This is a genomic window from Pseudoduganella sp. UC29_71, from assembly GCF_042693265.1.
Taxonomy (GTDB): domain Bacteria; phylum Pseudomonadota; class Gammaproteobacteria; order Burkholderiales; family Burkholderiaceae_D; genus Rugamonas.
In genome coordinates this window covers 5,169,720-5,188,535 of the sequence record NZ_CP170549.1, presented here as the reverse complement: position 1 = coordinate 5,188,535, position 18,816 = coordinate 5,169,720, and the positions used below count along the sequence as shown (strand labels likewise).

The following is an 18,816-nucleotide window of genomic DNA, read 5'->3' as shown; positions in this document are numbered from 1 at the left end:
GAACGACTATGAACGAAGCATTTATCTGCGACGCGGTGCGCACGCCCTTCGGCCGCTACGGCGGCGCCCTGGCCGGCGTGCGCGCGGACGACCTGGCGGCGGTGCCGCTGGCCGCGCTGAAAGAGCGCAACCCCGGCGTGGACTGGTCCGAGCTGGACGACGTGTACTACGGCTGCGCCAACGGCGCCGGCGAGGACAACCGCAACGTGGGCCGCATGGCCGTGCTGCTGGCCGGCCTGCCGGTGGAAGTGCCCGCCAACACCATTAACCGCCTGTGCGGCTCCAGCCTGGACGCGGTGGGCATAGGCGCCCGCGCCATCAAGGCCGGCGAAGCGCACCTGGTCATCGCCGGCGGCGTGGAGAGCATGACGCGCGCGCCCTTCGTCATGGGCAAGGCCGACAGCGCCTTCTCGCGCGCAGCCAAAATCGAGGACACCACCATCGGCTGGCGCTTCGTCAACCCGCTGATGAAGCAGCAGTACGGCATCGATTCCATGCCGGAGACGGCGGAAAACGTGGCCAATGATTTCAACATCAGCCGCGCCGACCAGGACGCGTTCGCCGTGCGCAGCCAGCAGCGCTGGGCCGCAGCCCACGCTGCCGGCCACTTCAAGAGCGAGATCGTGCCGGTGACGATCCCCCAGAAAAAAGGAGAGCCGAAGATCGTCGACACCGACGAGCATCCGCGTCCGGACACCACCATTGAAATGCTGGCCAAGCTGAAGGGCGTGGTCAAGCCGGACGGCAGCGTCACGGCGGGCAATGCCTCCGGCGTGAACGACGGCGCCTGCGCCATCCTGCTCGCCTCCGCCTCGGCGGTGGACAAGTACGGCCTGAAGCCGCGCGGCAAGGTGCTGGGCATGGCCACGGCCGGCCTGGCGCCGCGCATCATGGGCTTCGGCCCCGCTCCTGCATCGAAGAAGGTGCTGGCGCAACTGGGCCTGACCATCGAGCAGATGGACGTGATAGAGCTGAACGAGGCGTTCGCCGCGCAAGGCCTGGCCGTGACGCGCGACCTGGGCTTGGCGGACGACGCCGCCCACGTCAACCCGAACGGCGGCGCCATCGCCATCGGCCACCCGCTGGGGGCTTCCGGCGCGCGCCTGGTAACGGCCGCGCTGAACCAGCTGGAACGCACGGGCGGCCGCTATGCCCTGTGCACCATGTGTATCGGAGTGGGGCAGGGCATTGCACTGGTAATTGAACGCGTTTGAACACGATCCAAAACTAAAACTACGGAGACAAAACAATGTTCACGAATATCCTGAAGAAGACCGCCATCGCCGCTTCCTTGATCCTCGCCGCCGGCAGCGCCCTGGCGCAAAACATCAAGATCGGTTCGGTGCTGTCCGTATCCGGCCCGGCCGCCTTCCTGGGCGACCCGGAGCTCAAGACGCTGCAGATGTATGTCGAGAAGATCAACGCCGAAGGCGGTGTGCTGGGCCGCAAGCTGGAACTGGTGCATTACGACGACGGCAGCGACGCCGCCAAGGCCAACGGGTTCACCAAGCGCCTGATCGAGTCCGACAAGGTGGACGTGCTGATCGGCGGCACCACCACCGGCGCCACCATGGCCATGGCCCCGCTGGTGGACAAGGCCGGCCTGCCGTTCATTTCGCTGGCCGGCGCCGTGGTCATCATCGACCCGATGAAGAAGTGGGTGTTCAAGACGCCGCACACCGACCGCATGGCGGCTGAAAAGGTCTTCGAGGACATGAAGAAGCGCGGCATCAGCAAGGTAGGCCTGCTGTCCGAAACCAGCGGCTTCGGCGCCTCCGGCCGCAAGGAGTCGCAGCATGTGGCTTCTAAGTACGGCATTACCCTGGTGGCCGATGAAACGTACGGCCCGAAAGACACCGACGTGACCGCGCAGCTGACCCGCATCAAGAACACCGCGGGCGTGCAGGCGGTGTTCGTGTTCGGCCTGGGCCAGGGGCCTGCCGTGGTCACCAAGAACTACGGCCAGCTGGGCATGACCGCGCTGCCGATGTACCAGTCGCACGGCGTGGCGTCGGACGAGTACCTGAAGCTGTCCGGCAAAGCCGCCGAGGGCGTGCGCCTGCCGACCCCTGCGCTGCTGATCGGCCAGATGCTGCCGGCGAACGACCCGCAGAAAGCTATCGTCACCGGCTACGACAAGGCCTACAAGGAGCGCTACAAGATCGACCCGTCCACCTTCGGCGGCTACGCGCTGGACGCCCTGAACCTGTCGCTGGACGCCATCAAGCGCGCCGGCGGCACCGACAAGGAAAAAGTGCGCAACGCGCTGGAGCAGACCAAGGGCTTCGTGGCCACCACCGGGGTGTTCAACATGAGCCCGACGGACCACATGGGCCTGGACCTGTCGGCCTTCCGCATGGTTGAAGTGAAGAACGGCGACTGGCAGTTGCTGAAGTAAGCAGGGGACCATCATGCTCGCCCAATTCCTCCAATTCCTGTACTCGGGAATGACGGTCGGTTCCGCCTATGCACTGGCGGCGCTCGGCTTTACCATCATCTACAACACCAGCGGCGTGATCAATTTCGCCCAGGGCGAATTCATCATGCTGGGCGGGATGCTGGCCGCGATGATGGCGGGGGCGGGCGTGCCGCTGCCGCTGGCCATCATCGGCGCCGTCATCCTCACCGCCATCGTCGGACTGGTGATGGAAAAGGCCGTGATCGAGCCGGCGCAGAACGCGCAGGTGGTCACGCTCATCATCATCACCATCGGCGCCTCGCTGGTGGTGCGCGGGCTGGTGCAGATCTGGCTGGGCAAGGGCACGCACACGCTGCCCGCCTTCTCGGGCGACACGCCGATCCAGTTCCTGGGCGCGAGCCTGCTGCCGCAAAGCCTGTGGGTGCTGGGCGTGACGATCGCCATCGTGGCGGCGCTGGGCTGGTTCTTCGGCCGCACGCTGCTGGGCAAGGCCATGCTGGCCACCTCGCACAACAAGCTGGCCGCGCAGCTGGTGGGCATCAACACGCGCCGCGTGCTGCTGCTGTCCTTCGGCCTGGCCGCGCTGCTGGGCGCAGTCGGCGGCGCGCTGCTGGCGCCCATCACCTACACCTCCTACGACGCCGGCATCATGCTGGGCCTGAAGGGCTTCGTGGCGGCGGTGCTGGGCGGGCTGGGCGGCGGCGTGGGCGCCATCGCCGGCGGGCTGATACTGGGCATCGCCGAGGCCATGACGGCCGGCTACATCTCGTCGGCCTACAAGGACGCGGTACCCTTCGTGCTGATCCTGCTGATCCTGTTCTTCATGCCGCGCGGCCTGTTCGGCGCCAAAGTATCGGAGCGCGTATGAAGACCTTCGCTTCCCGCCATGCCGGCCTGCTGATCCTGGCGCTGGTGCTGGCCGCGCTGCCGCTGCTGCTGCCGAACGCCTATTACTTCGACGTGGCCATCCGCATCGCGCTCAACGCGGTGGTGGTGATCGGCCTGAACCTGCTGATGGGCTACACCGGCCAGATCAGCCTGGGCCACGCCGGCTTCTTCGGCCTGGGCGCGTATGCGTCCGCCGTGCTCACCACGCACTACAACTGGCCGCCGGTCGCCGCGCTGGCCGCCGGCGCCGCCGCCACCGGCCTGCTGGCCTTCGTGCTGGCGCGCCCGGTGCTCAAGCTGAAAGGCCACACGCTGGCCATGGCCACGCTGGGACTGGGCATCATCATCTCCATCGCCATCAACAACGAAGGGCAGTGGACCGGCGGGCCGGACGGCATTTCGGTGCCGGGCTTCGCCGTCCTCGGTGTCGAGATCACCGGCGAAAAATCGTGGTACGCCGTGGCGGCCGCCTTACTGCTGCTGGTGACGTGGTTCGCGCTCAACCTGATCGATTCGCCGGTGGGCCGCGCGCTGCAAGCCATCCACGGCTCGGAGGTCGCCTCGCGCGTGGTCGGCATCGACACCACGCGCTTCAAGGTGCGCGTGTTCGTGCTGTCGGCCGTGGTGGCCAGCATCGCGGGCAGCATCAGCGCCCACTACATCGGCTTCATCACGCCCAATATGGCGGGCTTCTTCCATTCCATCGAACTGGTGACCATGGTGGTGGTGGGCGGCATGGCGTCCGTGTTCGGCTCCATCCTCGGCGCGGCCCTGCTGACCTTGCTGCCGCAGCTGCTGTCCGCTTTCGAAGGCTGGGAAGTGGTGGTGTTCGGCGCCATCCTGATGCTGACCATGATCTTCCTGCCGCGCGGCCTGGTGCCATCGCTGGCGCGCCGCCGCAGCAAGCCGGCGCCGGCGGCGCCCTTGACCCTGGTGAAGAAAGCCGGAGGCGGCCATGCTTGAGATCCGCAACCTGAGCAAGAGCTTCGGCGGCGTGCATGCCGTGCAGGACGTGAGCTTCGCCATCAAGGAAGGCTCGATCCACTCGGTGATCGGCCCCAACGGCGCCGGCAAGACCACGCTGTTCAACCTGATCACCGGCGTGTACACCCCCACCAAGGGCGAGATCGTGCTGCGCGGCGAGAACGTGGCAGGCCTGACGCCCGACCAGCTGGCGCGGCGCGGCATGAGCCGCACCTTCCAGAACCTGCAGATCTGCCTGAACATGACGGCCATCGACAACGTAATGGTCGGTGCCCACCTGCGCCTGAACCAGAACCTGTTCGCCTCCATGCTGCGCCTGCCGTCGGTGCGCAAGGCCGACCAGGTGTGCCGCGACGAGGCGGCGCAGCTGATGGACTTCGTTGGCGTGGGCCAGTACGTGGACGCCGATTCCAGCCAGATGCCGTACGGCGCCCTGAAGCGCCTGGAGATCGCGCGCGCGCTGGCCGCGCGGCCGAAAGTGCTGCTGCTGGACGAACCGGCGGCGGGCCTGAACCACACCGAAACCGGCGAGATCGAAGCGCTGATCCGCAAGGTGGCGCAGTCCGGCGTGACGGTGGTGCTGGTGGAGCACGACATGAAGCTGGTGATGAATTTATCCGACCATATCCTGGTGCTGGACTACGGCAAGAAGCTGGCCGAAGGCACGGCCGCCGAAGTGCGCGCCAATCCGGACGTGGTGGCGGCTTATCTGGGAGCGGCAGCATGAGGGACGCCATGACTAACAATACCGACGTGACGGTGAAGCCGCTGGTGCTCGAAATCAAAGGGCTGACCAGCCACTATGGCCGCATCCAGGCCCTGCACGGCATCGACATCGAGGTGCGCCAGGGGCAGCTGGTGGCGCTGGTGGGGGCCAACGGCGCGGGCAAGACCACGCTGCTGCGCGCCATCTCCGGCGTGCAGCCGATCAGCGGCGGCAGCATCCACTTCAGCGGGCAGGACGTGAGCCGCGCCAGCGCCGACAAGCGCGTGCGCGCCGGCATCTGCCAGGTGCCGGAAGGGCGCCAGGTGTTCGGCCCCATGTCGGTGGAGGACAACCTGCTGCTGGGCGCCTACACGCGGCCCAAGGCGGAAGTGGCGGCGGACATGGAGCGCATGTACCAGCTGTTCCCGGTGTTGCGGGAGAAACGCGCTCTGCTGGCGGGCACGCTGTCCGGCGGGCAGCAGCAGATGCTGGCCATGGCGCGCGCGCTGATGGGCAAGCCGTCCGTGCTGCTGCTCGATGAACCCAGCATGGGCCTGGCGCCGCTGCTGATCGCCGAGATCTTCCGCATCGTGGCCAGCCTGCGCGACCAGGGCATCACCATTTTCCTGGTGGAGCAGAACGCGCACGCGGCGCTGTCGATCGCGGACGTGGGCTATGTGATCGAGACCGGCGCCATCACGCTGTCCGGCCCCGGCCCCGAGCTGCTGAAAAACGAACAGGTGCAAAGCGCCTACCTGGGCATGTAATGGCGGGTTACGGTTGCGCCTAACCCGCCGATAGAGGAGCAAGCATGGTCAAAGTATACGAAATGAACGGCATCACCCCGGTGGTGCACCCCACCGCCTACGTGCACCCGAGCGCCGTGCTGATCGGCGACGTGATCGTCGGCCCGCGCTGCTACGTCGGCCCGCACGCGTCCATGCGCGGCGACTTCGGCCGCCTGATCCTGGAAGAGGGCTCGAACCTGCAGGATGGCTGCATCATGCACGGCTTCCCCGGCGAGGACACGGTGGTGGAAGTGGACGGCCACGTCGGCCACGGCGCCGTGCTGCACGGCTGCCGCATCGGCCGCAACGCGCTGGTGGGCATGAACTCGGTCATCATGGACAACGCCGTGATCGGCGCCGACAGCATCGTCGCCGCGATGAGCTTCGTCAAGGCCAACATGGTGGTGCCGCCGCGCAGCCTGGTGGTCGGCACGCCGGCGCGCGTGCTGCGCGAAGTCACCGACAAGGAAATCGAATGGAAGACCTCCGGCACCGCCCAATACCAGGAACTGAGCGTGCGCTCCCTGGCCACCATGCGCGAGACCGTGGCGCTGACCGAGGTAGAGCCGGACCGCCAGCGCATGCAGTGGGAGTCGTCGCTGCCGCTGCACCTGCACAAGAACGCAACTGCGAACACAACTGCGAACGCGACCGAATAAATAGACTGGAGAACCCGAATGGCACCAACTCTGCAAAGCCTGATCGCCGGCCGCTGGCACGGCAAGGAAGCGGCCACCCCGCTGCACAGCGCGCTGAACAACAGCCTGATCTACCATACCCACGCCGAAGCCATCGACTTCAGCGAAGCCGTCACCTACGCCCGCAAGACCGGCGTGCCGGCCCTGATGAAGCTGGACTTCCAGCAGCGCGCAGCGCGCCTGAAGGCGCTGGCCTTGTACCTGATGGAGCGCAAGGAAGAGCTGTACAAGATTTCGCACCTCACCGGCGCCACCCGCGCCGACAGCTGGGTGGACGTGGAGGGCGGCATCGGGACCCTGTTCGCCTACGCCAGCATGGGCAGCCGAGAGCTGCCGTCGTCCAACGTGCTGCACGAAGGCCCGGCCATGGCGCTGGGCAAGCGCGGCGGCTTCGCCGGCACCCACATCCTGGTGCCGCGCGGCGGCCTGGCGGTGCACATCAACGCCTTCAACTTCCCGATCTGGGGCCTGCTGGAGAAATTCGCGCCCAGCTTCCTGGCCGCCATGCCCTGCATCGGCAAGCCCGCCACCGCCACCAGCTACCTGACCGAAGCGGTGGTGCGCATGGCGCATGAATCGGGCCTGCTGCCGGAAGGCGCGCTGCAGCTGGTAATCGGCAGCACCGGCGACCTGCTGGACCGCCTGGGCGGCGCCGACGTGGTGACCTTCACCGGTTCCGCCGACACGGCCGCCAAGCTGCGCACCAACCGCAACCTGATCGCCAACTCGGTGCCGTTTACCGCCGAGGCGGATTCGCTCAACTGCGCCATCCTGGCGCCGGACGTGACGCCGGACGACCCCGAGTTCGACCTGTTCGTGAAGGAAGTGGCGCGCGAGATGACCGGCAAGGCCGGCCAGAAGTGCACCGCCATCCGCCGCATCATCGTGCCGAAGGACCGCGTGGACGCGGTGGCCGCACGCCTGCGCGAGCGGCTCGCGAAAGTGACCATCGGCGACCCGTCGGTGGAGGGCGTGCGCATGGGCGCGCTGGCCTCGAAAGACCAGCAGCGCGACGTGGGCGAACGCCTGGCGCTGCTCGCGGCGGGCAACGAGATCGTGTTCGGCGAAAAGGACGGCTACAAGCTGGTGGGCGAAGGCGTGGCCGAAGGCGCGTTCTTCTCGCCCACGCTGGTCCTGTGCCGCAACGCCGGCAGCAACGACGCGGTGCACGACGTTGAAGCCTTCGGCCCGGTCAGCACCATGATGACCTACGACGGCATCGACGAGGCGCTGGAACTGGCCGCGCGCGGCAAGGGCAGCCTGGTGAGCACGCTGGTGACGAAAGACCCGAAGACGGCAGCCTACGCGGTGCCGATCGCCGCCGCCTCGCACGGCCGCGTGCACATCCTGGAGCGCGAGTCGTCGGTGGACTCCACCGGCCACGGCTCGCCGCTGCCGCAGCTCAAGCACGGCGGCCCGGGCCGCGCAGGCGGCGGCGAAGAACTGGGCGGCATCCGCGCGGTGCGCCACTTCCTGCAGCGTGCAGCCGTGCAAGGCTCGCCGACCATGCTGGCCGCCGTGACGGGAGAGTATGTGCGCGGCGCGGCCGTGAATGAAAGCGAAGTGCACCCGTTCCGCCGCCACTTCGAAGACCTGAAAATCGGCGACTCGCTGCTGACGCATCGCCGCACCGTGAGCGAAGCGGATATCGTCAACTTCGGCGGCGTCTCGGGCGACTACTTCTACATGCACTTCGACGACATCGCTGCGAAGGACACGCAATTCGGCAAGCGCATCGCGCACGGCTACTTCGTGCTGTCGGCGGCCGCCGGCCTGTTCGTCTCGCCCGCACCGGGTCCGGTGCTGGCCAACTACGGCCTGGACAACCTGCGCTTCATCACCCCGGTCGCCATCGGCGACACCATCCGCGCGCGCCTGACCTGCAAGCGCAAAGTGGACCGCAACCGCACCGACGACAAAGGCGTCGGCCAGGGCGTGGTGGCGTGGGACGTGCAGGTGACCAACCAGAACGACGAACTGGTGGCCAGCTACGACATCCTGACGCTGGTGTCCAAGCACCAGTAAAAGGGCATGGCGAGGAGGGGGCTGCGCCCCTCCTGACCTCACTTCGTCTTGTTCAAGCCGAACGGATCGTCGATGCTGTGGGCTGGCTCGGTGAACCATTTCGGGCCGGACTCGGTCATGTAGAAATGGTCTTCGTGGCGCACGCCGAATTCGCCGGGGATGCAGATCATCGGCTCGTTCGAGAAGCACATGCCTGGCGCCAGCGGCGTGGTGTCGCCGCCCACCAGGTAGGGCCATTCGTGGATGTCCAGGCCGATGCCGTGGCCGGTGCGGTGCGGCAGGCCGGGCAGCTTGTAGCCGGGGCCGTAGCCGTCCGCTTCCAGTGAGCGCCGCGCGGCCTGGTCCACCTGCTCGCACGGCACACCCAGCTGGGCGGCACTGAACGCGGCGGCCTGCGCCTTCTTCTCGCTGTTCCACACGCTGCGCTGGCGCTCGCTCGGCGCGCCGTACACATAGGTGCGCGTGATGTCGGAGATGTAGTTGTGCAGCTTGCAGCCGGTGTCGATCAGCACCGTGTCGCCCTGCTTCAAGGTCTGCACGTAGCTCACGCCATGCGGGTAGGCGGTGGCTTCGCCGAACAGCACGATGACGAAGTAGGAGCCGGGCGCACCTACCTTGCGGTGCGCGGCGGCGATGAACTGTTCCACCTCGGTCGTGGTGATCCCTTCATGCAGCATGCTGGCGGTGGCCACGTGCACGGCCAGCGTCATGTCTTTCACACGCTGCATCAGCGCGATTTCGGCGGCGGATTTGCGGGTGCGGCAGTGTGCCGTCACGGGACGCGCATTCTCCAGCGCGTAGCCGACGGCCAGCGGGCGGATGCCGTCGTAGATGAAGAAGGCGGCGCTTTCGCAGATGCCCACGCGCGGCGGCTGCGCTGCATTGGCGGCGATGCCCATGCGGCCCAGCGTGTCCACGAACAGCTGGTAGGGGCTTTCGTGTTCGTGCCAGCCGTTCACTTTGCCTTCCACCAGCATGAAGTCCAGCAGCGTGCTTTCCTCGAAGGCGGGGGCGATGTACTCCAGCGCCCCTTGCGCGGGCAGGATGGCGCCCACCATGCGTTCGCTGGCGTGCCAGCGCGTGCCGGTAAAGTAGAGCAGGTTGGCGCCCGCGTTGATGTAGATGGCGGCGATGCCTTGTTCGCGCATATAGGCCTGGGCCTTGGCGATGCGCTGCAGGTGTTCTTCCTTGCCGATAGGGATGGCGCCCGCCGTCATGTCGGACAGGGTCGCCAGTGCTTGTTCCGCGGTTTTGCCGCCTACGCCTATGCTCATGCTCATTGTCATACTACCGTCCTCCAGAAGTGATGGCGGGGATGATATCAGTTTTGGGCGGCGGCGCGACCGTGAACAGGTCGGCCGGATAGGTGAACAGCCAGTCGGCGTAGCGCGGCTTGCGGTTCAGGTTTTTGTCCTCGTCGCGGAAGCCGCCCTGCTTGATGGGCATCTGTTCGGACAGCGAATACACGCCCACGATGCGGCCCTGCTGGCGCAGCAGTCCCCATTCTGCCTTGCCGGTGATGGGGTCTTTGTACAGGCGGCGCAGGTGGCGTTTGGCGCCGGGGTAGCGCGGATCTTTCAGCAGTTCTTCCAGTGTAAGCGGGTACTGGGCCGCGCCGCCCGCGCCCTGCGCTTCGTGGTAGCGGCTCAGAGCCTGGCGGAACTCGTGGCCGATGAACAGCAGCTGCGCTTCCTTGTCGCGCCGCGCCGCCGTGGCGTAGGTCTCCGATGCAATGGCCAGGCCCACACCCATGAAGGCCACCAGCATCAGGTTCCAGAGGTAGGCGAAGCCGTGCTGCCTGCTCATAGCTGCCCGTAGGGGATGCCGTCGCGCGTGCTGCCCTTGGCACCGCTGCGCACGTCGGCAACGCCGGACTTTTCGCGGTCCTGCGGCGTGACCAGTTGCCAGGTGCTGGCCGATTCGGTGATGGGATCGACCGGAACCTTGTTGAAGTAGCGGTGCGTCACGAGGTCGGCCAGGCCGGCCGGGTATTCGCCTTTGTCGCCGTAGAATTTGTCGATACTGATGCGCAGCACCTTCAGGTTTTCCTTGAGCGCCACTTCCTTGGATTTCTCCACCGAGCCGAAATAGCGCGGCAGCGCCACCGTCAGCAGCAGGGAAATGATGGCCAGGACCACCAGCAGTTCGATCAGCGTGAAGCCTCGCGTGCGCATCGTCGTTACCATGTCTTGAGGGGGATGCCGTTCAGGCCAAGCTTGTCCGAACGAGAGGAGATGTCGAATACGTCCTCGCCTTCGGTGGGATTGTCGGGCGGCGAGTTGTAGGCGCGCTTGTTCCAGGTGGCGGCGGCGCTGGAGACGCTGGCCGGCGCGAACGGGTCGCGCGGCAGGCGGCGCAGGAAGTAGATGTTCTGCTTGCGCGGGCTGCGCTGGTCGGGCACGCCGTCCACCAGCTCTTCGAGTTTTTTGGGAAAGCCGGAGTCGCCGATGTTCAGCTTGATGCTGCCGTTGTCGGCGGCGCGCTTGTACGCGTCGATGGCCTCGCGGATTTCCAGCAGGGCGGCGCGCAGCTGGTGCTCGCGTTCGCGCTGCACGCCCACTTGCACCATGGGCACCGCCACGGCGGCCAGCGTGGCCATGATGGCGAGCGTGATCATCAGTTCGATGAAGGTAAAGCCGCGCTGGGCGGCGCGCGGTGCGCGGGCTTGCATCTATTGGCCCTTTTTAGGGACGTTCGGCACCGGCCCCGCCGGCTCGGGTTTGGCCGAGCTGGATGGCTGGGCAAAGGCGCTGCCCTGGTTGTCGTCGGCGCCTGTCATGGGGGAGTTGCGCGGCGGCGGCGGGGCGGGTTCTGACGGCGCAGGCAGCGCTGCCTGTGCGCTGCCTGCGCCGCCATCGCCGCCGCCCATCGGACCGCGCCCGCCGATATTGGACTCGGTCCCCGACAGGAACTCGGCCTCGCTCAGCTCCGGCCTGCGGATCGCGCGCACCAGGCGCGGCGTAATGGACAGCACGATCTCGCTGCGAGATCGGTCGTCCTTCTGGCTGCCGAACAGGCGGTTCAGCATGGGCAGTTCGCCGATGCCGGGCACCTTGTTGCCGGTGCTGCGGTCTTCGTCGCTGATCAGCCCCGCCAGCATTTGCGTCTCACCGTCGCGCAGGCGCAGCACGGTGGAGGCGCTGCGCGTGCCGATCTGGTAAGCCTGCGTGCCGGACTTGCTGGTCACGTCCTTCACCACATTGCTCACTTCCAGGTTGACCTTGATGGCCACCTCGTCGTCCAGGTAGACGTTCGGCTCCACGTCCAGCTTCAGGCCCACGTCGATGTAGTTCACGCTGTCCGAACTGACGCCGTTGTTGGTGGTGACCGTGATGACCGGCACCCGGTCGCCGATCAGCACCTTGGCCTTGTCCTTGTTGCGCACGCGGATGCGCGGGTTGGCGAGGATGTTGCTGTCGGTGTCCGTCTTGAGCGCGTTGATGACTACCGAGCCCAGTTCCAGGTTGGTGGTCTCGCTGCTCACGCGGCGCAGGTCGGCCAGTTTCAAGCCGCCTACGCTGCTGGCCGCGCTGCCGACACTGAGCTTGGCCTGTTCAGGCCAGCGCACGCCCAGCTCCTGCAGGCGGGTGCGCTTCACCTCCAGTACTTCCACTTCCAGCACCACTTCCGGATCGGCCACGTCCTGCACGGCGATGATGCGCTCGGCCATGCGGATCAGCTCCGGCGTGTCGCGCATGATGATGATGCCCACCCGTTCGTCGGTCACGATGTCGCGCGCCTTGAGCAAGGTTTTCAGCGTGAAGGCCACCTGCTTCACGTCCGCGTTGGTGATGAAGAAGGTGCGCACCACCAGTTGCTGGTAGTCCTTCACCTTCTGCGCGGTGTTGGGATAGATGGTGATGGAGCGGTCGCCGGTGACGCTTTGTTCGAGCTGGTTGGCGCCGAGCAGCATGGAAATGGCCTCCTCGATGCTGGCGTCGCGCACGGAGATGGTGGCGCGCAGGCCGGGATCGACTTCCTTGTCGAAGGCGAAGTTCAGGCCGGAGACCTTGCCGATAAAGTCGAACACGGAGCGCAGCGGGGCGTCGCGGAATTCCAGCGTGACCGGCTTGCGGTAGGCGGCGGCCAGGCGGCCGGCGGGCTTCTGGCGGCCTTGTTCGCCGGCGATGCGGGCCTTGAGGCGCAGGGCGTCGCGCTGGTCGGGGCGCTCCTGCAGCACGGGGCGCAGCAGTTCCATCGCCGCTGCCAGGCTGGCGTCGCCGCCGCGCCGGGTCAGCGCCTCGGCTTCAGCCACGGTTTGGCGGTAGCGGCGCTCCTGCGCCAGCGCAGCCTGGCCCTGGCGCGCGATGGCGTTGTTGGGATCGATGCCGAGCGCCTGCTGGTACAGGCTGTCCGCCTGCGCGGCGGCGGCGTCCCCGCCTTGCGCGCGCTGGGCGTCGGCGCGGGCGTTCAGGCTGTTGACCAGGCCGGTCTTGCGGCTCAGGAGCGTGATGCGGTATTGGGCGTTGTGGGGATCTTCGCGCACGGCCTCTTCGAGCCTGGCCAGGCCTTGTTCGGTCTGGCCTGCATCCAGCAGCGCGTTGCCTTCGTTGTAGGTCTGGCTGCTGGCGCAGGCGGCGAGCAGCACGCTTAGCGCCAGGATGTGCAGGCGTTTGGCGGCGGAGTGGTTCAATTCGTGTCCCCTACGGCTAAGGTTTGTTTCAGGTTGAGCGGCAGATAGGTGAAGGTCAGCGTGCCGTTCGCGGCGGCGTCGAGCTGGTAGTTGTCGCCGAGTTTTTCGCCCACGCGGGCGACGACGTTGCGGTCTTCCACTTGCAGGAAGTAGGCAGTCTTGCCGTCGTCGATGAAGCGGCCCATGAACTGGAACGGCAGCGGAGGCGGACCACCCGCCGAGGCGCCTGCGGCTGCGCCGGAGCCGGTTTGCTGGCCCTGCTGGTCTTGCTGGGCGCGGGCGGCGGCGGGCTTGAGCGGGGAAGGGGCTTGCCAGCCGGTGCTGGAGAACAGGTTGCCCGGGTCTTCGTCGGCCACGCGGCGCTGGATTTGCAGCTCGATCGCAATGGCGGCGCTAGCTGCGACCTTGGCGGCGGCGATTTGGGCCGCAATGACGGCGTTGTTGGCGGTGGCGGTAGCGTCGTAGGCCGGGCGCGGCGTGGCGGCGGCGGGGGCGACGATCATGCCTTCGTCGTCCGGCGCAAACCACGCGGCGAGCAGGGTTGCGGCGGCGCCGCCCAGTATCAGCTTCCTCATCGCGCGTCCTCCGCCTTGCGCACCAGCAGCACGAACTGGATGCGGGCTTCGGTTTCGCCGCTGTCGGCGCGCTCGCGCTTGAATGCCACGCTGTCCAGCGTGAGCGTGGGCATGGCTTGCAGCGCTTCCAGCATGAAGGCTTGCACGCTTGCGTATCCGGCCTTTACGGGAAGGGTCACCTGGTAGTGCATGAAGCCTGCGCGCGGCTCGGACTGGGCTTTGTACTCAGCTTTGGCCAGCGGCACCTTGTGCTTCCCGGCGATGTCGACCAGCGTTTGCAGCTGCGCGGGGATGGCGTCGTGCGCGGGCAGGTAGGCGTAGAAAGCGCTCAGGCCGTCGGCTGCCGTGGGGATGGGCGCTTGCGGCTGTGTCGCGACGCGTGTGGCTGCGGCGAGCTGCTGGCGCAGGGCCAGTTCGCGTTCGTGCATGCCGGTGGTGTGCCATTGCGCCAGCAGGGCGGCCGCGAGGGCGACGGCGCCCGCGCGAGCGGCGCGGCCGGTCTTGCGCCACAGGCGTTTGCATTCCCAGGCCAGGCGCGGGCCTGCCGTGGCGGGCAGCATGCGTTGCAGCGCGGCGCCGGATTTCATTGCCGCCATTGGGCCTCCAGCTGGAATCGGTATGACTGGTCAGCCGCGCCGCCGGCCATCTCGTGCTTGACCAGGTAGACGGAGCGGAACATCTGCTGCTGGTTCAGGAAGGCCAGGTAGCTCAGCATGTCTTGCGCGGTTTCCGCTTCGGCGGCGATCTTGAGGGAGCCGGAGGGAACATGGGCGGCGTCCGCGTCTTGCGCGGGCTGGCCGTTCAGGTCGAGGCCGAGCAGGGCGACGTGCAGGTCGGCGGGCGCTTGCAGGGTTTTCAGCAGGCGCGCCACGGGCAGGTTGAGCTGGCGCACGGCTTCGGCGGCAGCCTTGGTCTGCTGGTCCTGTTCGCGCTGCTGGGTGGGCGTGAGCGCCGGCTGGGGCGCGCGGCGCGGCTGCGCCTTGGCCAGTTGCGTCTCCAGGCGCCGGACTTCGTTTGCCTGCTGCAGCCAGCGCATGGAAGACGGGAGCAGGGCGATGAGGCCCGCAGCGAGCAGCGCCAGGCGCCAGCCGTTCAGCGGCGGCGCTGCTGGGACGAAGGAGACGCGCGTGACCGTCATGCGGCCTCCTTCGCACCGCCGCTCGTTTTGGCTGCGGGGACGATTGATAGTGGCAGCTTGCCACCGGGGCCGGTCCTGGCACGGGCGGCGGGCGGCAGGCCGGCGCCACCGCCGAACGGCGAAGCGGCCAGCCAGAATAGCGCTGGGAGATGTGCTGCCGCGAGCCCTGCGGGCTGGCCGCTCAGGTCGATTACCGCGACGTCTGTGACGGCCGCCAGTTCGGGAGCGCGCAGGCTCCAGCGCTGCCAGGCTAACGCGAGTTCGGCGTGCCACGCCGGGCTGCATGGTTGCGACTGCACGGCGCTGATGCGGCCTTTCGCCAGCGCGGCCATGGTGATGCGCCACGGTTCAATGATGGCGATGGCGTCGGGCCTGTTCGCGGCGAGCGATGCGCAGACCGTGCTGGCCAGCGGCTCGATGGCGGCGCAGCGCGTGCCGTGTTCGGCGGCCAGTGCGTGCAGCGCATCTAGCAATCCGGTAGTGATGCCGCAGACAAGGCGCGGCTGGCCGTACGGCGCGTCGTCGCCTTTGACGGTCCAGCCGCGTGCGGCGTCGCCGTAGACGGCGGCAAGCTGCATTTCCAGCAAGTGTGCGGCGCCGCGTTCGGACAGCAGCGCATCGCTCCATGGCGCCACCAGCATCTGGCACCAGCGGCCGGACAGGCTGACGTGCAGCGGCGAGTGCTCCGCCAGCGCCGCGCGGACGGCGACGCCGTATTCGGCGGCCGGTGCGGCAAGCGGCATCCGGTCGGCCGCATGCGCGGGCGCTGCACAATGCGCATCGTTTCCGGCAGCGGCCAGCGTGTCGGACGCGTAGGCGCAGTCGGGCTGGGCGAGCAGCGCGCGCAGGGCGGCGAGAGGAGCTTGCCATTGTCCGGCTGGATTGGCGAAAGCGATGTGCAGCGCGCCCCCCTCCACGATGCGGCCGCCATGGCGCACCACGGCCAGCAGGCTTTGCGGCGCGAGATGGACATGCAGCGTGCGGCGCGCGGGCAGCAGCGCGGCGAAGTATTTAATAAGTGACACGATTGAGCTCCGTCAGCGTGGTTTCCCCCAGCCGCACCAGTTCCAGCGCGGCTACGCGCGCCAGCCGGAATCCGTTCTGTGCGGCTTCTTCCTTCATGCGGCTGACCGGCGCGCGGGTGCAGATCATTTCGCGCATGGCGTCGTTCAGCATCAGCACCTCGGCCACGGCCTTGCGGCCTTTGTAGCCGGTACCCCGGCAATGGCCGCAGCCGGCGCCGGCCCTGAAGCGCCATCCCTGCACCGCCTGCTCGGTGAGGCCGCTGTCGCGCAGGTCCTGCGGGTCGGGCGGCACGTCCACCGCGCAGTGCTCGCAGTTCAGGCGCAGCAGGCGCTGGGCCACGATGCCGTTCAGCGCCGCCGCAAAGCTGTACGGATCCACGCCCATGTGCAGGAATCGGCCCACCACGTCGAACACATTGTTGGCGTGCACGGTGGTGAACACCAGGTGGCCCGTCAGCGACGCCTGCACCGCGATCTGCGCGGTTTCATCGTCGCGGATTTCGCCGATCAGGATCTTGTCCGGGTCGTGCCGCAAGATGGAACGCAGGCCGCGCGCGAAGGTCAGGCCCTTCTTCTCGTTGACGGGGATCTGCAGCACGCGCGGCAGCCGGTATTCCACCGGGTCCTCGATGGTGACGATCTTGTCGCGCCCCGTGTTGATCTCGGTGATGGCTGCATACAGCGTGGTGGTCTTGCCCGAGCCGGTGGGGCCGGTCACCAGCAGCATGCCGTGCGGCTTGGCTGCCAGCCGGCGGATCTGCACGATGGCGTCCGCGTTCAGGCCCAGGCTCTCCAGGCGCAGCGCCGCTGCGGCGGCGGTCAGCGCGCGCCGGTCCAGCAGGCGCAGCACCGCGTCCTCGCCGAAGATATTCGGCATGATGGAGACGCGGAAGTCGATCTCGCTGCCCTTCACGCGCACCTTGAAGCGGCCGTCCTGCGGCACGCGGCGCTCGGCGATGTCCAGGTCCGCCAGCACCTTGATGCGCGAGATGATCTGCTCGGCCATCTGCAGGCCCTGCACCTGGCCGGCCTGCACCAGCACCCCGTCCACGCGGTACTTGATGACCAGGCTGGCCACGTCGCATTCCAGGTGAATGTCGCTGGCCTGGAACTTGAGCGCATCGTAGATGGTGGAGTTGACCAGCTTGACCACCGGGCTGCTGTCCTCGCTGATGCGGATCAGCGAGATGTCCTCGATGGTCTGGTCCAGGTCCGCGTCGCCGGCGGCGTCCTCGCTCATGCCGGCCATGGCCTGCTGCACGGATTCCTGCTGCGCCAGGTAAGCGGCCAGGTCGTCCGGGTGCGCCAGCACCACCGTGAAGGCGGCGTCCACCGAGTAGGCCGCCCATTGCAGCACGTCGTCCGCGAAGGGATTGGCGATCACCAGCACCGGCGCCGCGGCGCCTTCCATCAGCACGCATTCGCGCTGTGCGCAGTCGGTGTAGGGCAGCAGCGAGTAGGCCGGCTTGGCCGCCTGCAGGCCGGCCATGGGCCAGGCCGGATAGCAGAACAGCGCCGCCAGCTGGCGCGTGAATTCGTCCGGCGCCAGGCCTGCCATCTCTTCCAGCACTGCCAGCTGCGGCCGGCCCTGGGACTGCGCGGCGGCGCAGGCTGTGCGCAGCAGCTCGGGCGTGACGGCCGGCGGCGACGGTGCGCGTGCGTTCATGTCAGGCTCCCTGCGAGTTCAAAGATCGGCATATACATCAGCACCACCACGCCGCCGATCACCACGCCGATCAGCGTCATCAGCAGCGGCTCCAGCAGGCGCGAGGCCCAGTCCACCCAGCGCGCGAATTCCTCGTCGTGGAACTTAGCCGAGCGCTCCAGCATGTCGCCCAGGCGGCCGGTGTTCTCGCCCACCTTGAGCAGCGACTGCGCCACCGGCGTGGCCAGTCCCTGCCGCTCCAGCGCGGTGGAAAAGGGCTGCCCTTCCTGCACGGCGCGGCGCGCCTGCGCCAGGGCATGCTGCTGCTCCGGCAGAAGCATGGCCGACACCATGGCCAGCGCTTTCGGTAGCGGGATGCCCGCGTGCAGCAGCAGGCTGAGGGCGCGGTAGAAGCGCGCCAGGCGGAATTCGGCGGCCTTGGCGGCCAGCAGCGGCAGGCGCAGCACCTGCAGCAGCAGGGCGCCGCGCGCGGCGGTGTTGGTGGCGGCGAACACGGCGCCGCCGGCCGCGCCCAGCAGCGCGCCCAGGCACAGCCAGGGATGGGCGGCCAGCTGGCGGCCGAAGGCCAGCAGCATCTGCGACATCCACGGGATCTCGCGGCCGGAACTTTCGTACACCACGCTGAACTTCGGCACCACGTAGCCGAGCAGGAACAGCGTGACCAGCGTCCCCACGCACAGCAGCATCACCGGGTAGATGGCGGCCGAGACCAGCTTCTTGCGGATGGCGTCGAACTGCAACTGGTAGGCCACATAGCGCGCCAGCGCCTCCGGCAGGTTGCCGGAACGTTCGGCCACGTGCACGGTGGAGACATAAATATCGGGGAAGATGGCCGGAAAACCGGCCAGCGTGTCGGAAAAGCTTTTGCCCTGCTGCAGCGCGAGCCGGATGCCGGCCAGCGTGGCCTTGGCGCTGCCGCGCGCCTCCTTGTTATACAGGGTGGCGATGGCTTCGCTCAGGTTCAGGCCCGCCTCCAGCAGGGCGAGCAGCTCCTGGCTGAATTGCAGCAGCGGGAATGGCTGCGCGCGCGAGGAGGGCGGCGGCGACGCAGCCCCGGCGGCCTGCGTGCCGCCCACGGCCAGCACGCGCCAGCCCTGGCGCAGCGCGAGGCGTACCGCTTCCGATTCGCTTGATGCGTCTATTGCGATGGTCTGTCGGCCAGCGGCGCCGGCGGCGCGCTGCACCTGTATCTGGAACTGCATTACCGCCCTTCACTATCTTTCCCGCAGGTACTTGAAAAAAGCCGAGCTGAGCCGCATTCGGGGTCAGAC

Annotated in this window: 19 protein-coding genes; 8 read left to right on the top strand and 11 right to left on the bottom strand. The window is 67.6% G+C overall.

What is annotated here, in order from left to right; translation table 11 throughout:
- Positions 1 to 8 precede the first annotated feature (8 nt).
- From pcaF to paaZ, 8 genes are read left to right on the top strand one after another with little or no spacing between them, the layout of a single operon-like run.
- On the top strand, positions 9 to 1,214 hold the full coding sequence (pcaF, locus tag ACFJI2_RS22980) for a 3-oxoadipyl-CoA thiolase (protein WP_107874216.1): 1,206 nt from the start codon (positions 9 to 11) through the stop codon (positions 1,212 to 1,214).
- A 35-nt stretch (positions 1,215 to 1,249) separates the two neighbouring features.
- The gene (locus ACFJI2_RS22975) at positions 1,250 to 2,398 is read left to right on the top strand and encodes an ABC transporter substrate-binding protein (RefSeq protein WP_377702067.1); all 1,149 of its coding nucleotides are present in this window, start codon (positions 1,250 to 1,252) and stop codon (positions 2,396 to 2,398) included.
- A 13-nt stretch (positions 2,399 to 2,411) separates the two neighbouring features.
- Complete coding sequence (locus ACFJI2_RS22970; protein WP_056402313.1) at positions 2,412 to 3,287, top strand: branched-chain amino acid ABC transporter permease; 876 nt, start codon at positions 2,412 to 2,414, stop codon at positions 3,285 to 3,287.
- A complete protein-coding gene (locus tag ACFJI2_RS22965; protein ID WP_377702066.1) occupies positions 3,284 to 4,270 on the top strand; it encodes a branched-chain amino acid ABC transporter permease in 987 nt (328 codons plus the stop codon). Before ACFJI2_RS22970 ends, ACFJI2_RS22965 begins: the two co-directional genes overlap by 4 nt.
- Entirely contained in the window at positions 4,263 to 5,018 is a 756-nt protein-coding gene (locus ACFJI2_RS22960) for an ABC transporter ATP-binding protein (RefSeq protein WP_377702065.1), read from the top strand. Before ACFJI2_RS22965 ends, ACFJI2_RS22960 begins: the two co-directional genes overlap by 8 nt.
- An 8-nt stretch (positions 5,019 to 5,026) precedes the next feature.
- Complete coding sequence (locus tag ACFJI2_RS22955) at positions 5,027 to 5,764, top strand: ABC transporter ATP-binding protein (RefSeq protein ID WP_132137937.1); 738 nt, start codon at positions 5,027 to 5,029, stop codon at positions 5,762 to 5,764.
- 44 nt (positions 5,765 to 5,808) lie between these two features.
- A complete protein-coding gene (locus ACFJI2_RS22950; protein WP_107874231.1) occupies positions 5,809 to 6,444 on the top strand; it encodes a phenylacetic acid degradation protein PaaY in 636 nt (211 codons plus the stop codon).
- 18 nt (positions 6,445 to 6,462) lie between these two features.
- A complete protein-coding gene (gene paaZ / locus ACFJI2_RS22945) occupies positions 6,463 to 8,508 on the top strand; it encodes a phenylacetic acid degradation bifunctional protein PaaZ (RefSeq protein ID WP_377702064.1) in 2,046 nt (681 codons plus the stop codon).
- Between the two features lie 38 nt (positions 8,509 to 8,546).
- Here paaZ and ACFJI2_RS22940 read toward each other — a convergent pair whose 3' ends face one another.
- From ACFJI2_RS22940 to ACFJI2_RS22890, 11 genes are read right to left on the bottom strand one after another with little or no spacing between them, the layout of a single operon-like run.
- On the bottom strand, positions 8,547 to 9,782 hold the full coding sequence (locus ACFJI2_RS22940) for a M24 family metallopeptidase (protein WP_377702063.1): 1,236 nt from the start codon (positions 9,780 to 9,782) through the stop codon (positions 8,547 to 8,549).
- A gap of 13 nt (positions 9,783 to 9,795) precedes the next feature.
- A complete protein-coding gene (locus ACFJI2_RS22935) occupies positions 9,796 to 10,314 on the bottom strand; it encodes a type II secretion system protein (protein ID WP_377702061.1) in 519 nt (172 codons plus the stop codon).
- On the bottom strand, positions 10,311 to 10,682 hold the full coding sequence (locus ACFJI2_RS22930; protein WP_377702060.1) for a type II secretion system protein: 372 nt from the start codon (positions 10,680 to 10,682) through the stop codon (positions 10,311 to 10,313). The genes ACFJI2_RS22935 and ACFJI2_RS22930 overlap by 4 nt, the downstream gene beginning before the upstream one ends.
- Positions 10,683 to 10,687: 5 nt before the next feature.
- A complete protein-coding gene (locus ACFJI2_RS22925; protein ID WP_377702059.1) occupies positions 10,688 to 11,179 on the bottom strand; it encodes a type II secretion system protein in 492 nt (163 codons plus the stop codon).
- Positions 11,180 to 13,141, bottom strand: a complete 1,962-nt coding sequence (locus ACFJI2_RS22920) for a secretin N-terminal domain-containing protein (RefSeq protein ID WP_377702058.1) — start codon at positions 13,139 to 13,141, stop codon at positions 11,180 to 11,182. It lies immediately after the preceding gene.
- Positions 13,138 to 13,716, bottom strand: coding sequence for a hypothetical protein (locus tag ACFJI2_RS22915; protein WP_377702057.1), 579 nt, complete (start codon positions 13,714 to 13,716; stop codon positions 13,138 to 13,140). The genes ACFJI2_RS22920 and ACFJI2_RS22915 overlap by 4 nt, the downstream gene beginning before the upstream one ends.
- Positions 13,713 to 14,312 (bottom strand): hypothetical protein, encoded by a 600-nt coding sequence (locus ACFJI2_RS22910; RefSeq protein WP_377702055.1) that lies wholly within the window; start codon positions 14,310 to 14,312, stop codon positions 13,713 to 13,715. Before ACFJI2_RS22910 ends, ACFJI2_RS22915 begins: the two co-directional genes overlap by 4 nt.
- Positions 14,300 to 14,854 (bottom strand): hypothetical protein, encoded by a 555-nt coding sequence (locus ACFJI2_RS22905; protein WP_377702054.1) that lies wholly within the window; start codon positions 14,852 to 14,854, stop codon positions 14,300 to 14,302. Before ACFJI2_RS22905 ends, ACFJI2_RS22910 begins: the two co-directional genes overlap by 13 nt.
- Positions 14,851 to 15,879 carry a hypothetical protein gene (locus tag ACFJI2_RS22900; protein WP_377702053.1) on the bottom strand — a complete coding sequence of 343 codons (1,029 nt, stop codon included), beginning with the start codon at positions 15,877 to 15,879 and terminating at the stop codon, positions 14,851 to 14,853. Before ACFJI2_RS22900 ends, ACFJI2_RS22905 begins: the two co-directional genes overlap by 4 nt.
- Positions 15,866 to 17,545, bottom strand: a complete 1,680-nt coding sequence (locus tag ACFJI2_RS22895; protein ID WP_377702051.1) for a GspE/PulE family protein — start codon at positions 17,543 to 17,545, stop codon at positions 15,866 to 15,868. Before ACFJI2_RS22895 ends, ACFJI2_RS22900 begins: the two co-directional genes overlap by 14 nt.
- Positions 17,542 to 18,747 (bottom strand): type II secretion system F family protein, encoded by a 1,206-nt coding sequence (locus tag ACFJI2_RS22890; protein WP_377702050.1) that lies wholly within the window; start codon positions 18,745 to 18,747, stop codon positions 17,542 to 17,544. The genes ACFJI2_RS22895 and ACFJI2_RS22890 overlap by 4 nt, the downstream gene beginning before the upstream one ends.
- Positions 18,748 to 18,816: the final 69 nt, after the last annotated feature.

Bases quoted from the DNA above. Each gene is read 5' to 3' on its own strand.
- pcaF (WP_107874216.1), top strand. From the start codon at position 9: ATGAACGAAGCATTTATCTGCGACGCGGTGCGCACGCCCTTCGGCCGC.
- ACFJI2_RS22975 (WP_377702067.1), top strand. From the start codon at position 1,250: ATGTTCACGAATATCCTGAAGAAGACCGCCATCGCCGCTTCCTTGATC.
- ACFJI2_RS22970 (WP_056402313.1), top strand. From the start codon at position 2,412: ATGCTCGCCCAATTCCTCCAATTCCTGTACTCGGGAATGACGGTCGGT.
- ACFJI2_RS22965 (WP_377702066.1), top strand. From the start codon at position 3,284: ATGAAGACCTTCGCTTCCCGCCATGCCGGCCTGCTGATCCTGGCGCTG.
- ACFJI2_RS22960 (WP_377702065.1), top strand. From the start codon at position 4,263: ATGCTTGAGATCCGCAACCTGAGCAAGAGCTTCGGCGGCGTGCATGCC.
- ACFJI2_RS22955 (WP_132137937.1), top strand. From the start codon at position 5,027: ATGACTAACAATACCGACGTGACGGTGAAGCCGCTGGTGCTCGAAATC.
- ACFJI2_RS22950 (WP_107874231.1), top strand. From the start codon at position 5,809: ATGGTCAAAGTATACGAAATGAACGGCATCACCCCGGTGGTGCACCCC.
- paaZ (WP_377702064.1), top strand. From the start codon at position 6,463: ATGGCACCAACTCTGCAAAGCCTGATCGCCGGCCGCTGGCACGGCAAG.
- ACFJI2_RS22940 (WP_377702063.1), bottom strand. From the start codon at position 9,782: ATGAGCATAGGCGTAGGCGGCAAAACCGCGGAACAAGCACTGGCGACC.
- ACFJI2_RS22935 (WP_377702061.1), bottom strand. From the start codon at position 10,314: ATGAGCAGGCAGCACGGCTTCGCCTACCTCTGGAACCTGATGCTGGTG.
- ACFJI2_RS22930 (WP_377702060.1), bottom strand. From the start codon at position 10,682: ATGCGCACGCGAGGCTTCACGCTGATCGAACTGCTGGTGGTCCTGGCC.
- ACFJI2_RS22925 (WP_377702059.1), bottom strand. From the start codon at position 11,179: ATGCAAGCCCGCGCACCGCGCGCCGCCCAGCGCGGCTTTACCTTCATC.
- ACFJI2_RS22915 (WP_377702057.1), bottom strand. From the start codon at position 13,716: ATGAGGAAGCTGATACTGGGCGGCGCCGCCGCAACCCTGCTCGCCGCG.
- ACFJI2_RS22910 (WP_377702055.1), bottom strand. From the start codon at position 14,312: ATGGCGGCAATGAAATCCGGCGCCGCGCTGCAACGCATGCTGCCCGCC.
- ACFJI2_RS22905 (WP_377702054.1), bottom strand. From the start codon at position 14,854: ATGACGGTCACGCGCGTCTCCTTCGTCCCAGCAGCGCCGCCGCTGAAC.
- ACFJI2_RS22895 (WP_377702051.1), bottom strand. From the start codon at position 17,545: ATGAACGCACGCGCACCGTCGCCGCCGGCCGTCACGCCCGAGCTGCTG.
- ACFJI2_RS22890 (WP_377702050.1), bottom strand. From the start codon at position 18,747: ATGCAGTTCCAGATACAGGTGCAGCGCGCCGCCGGCGCCGCTGGCCGA.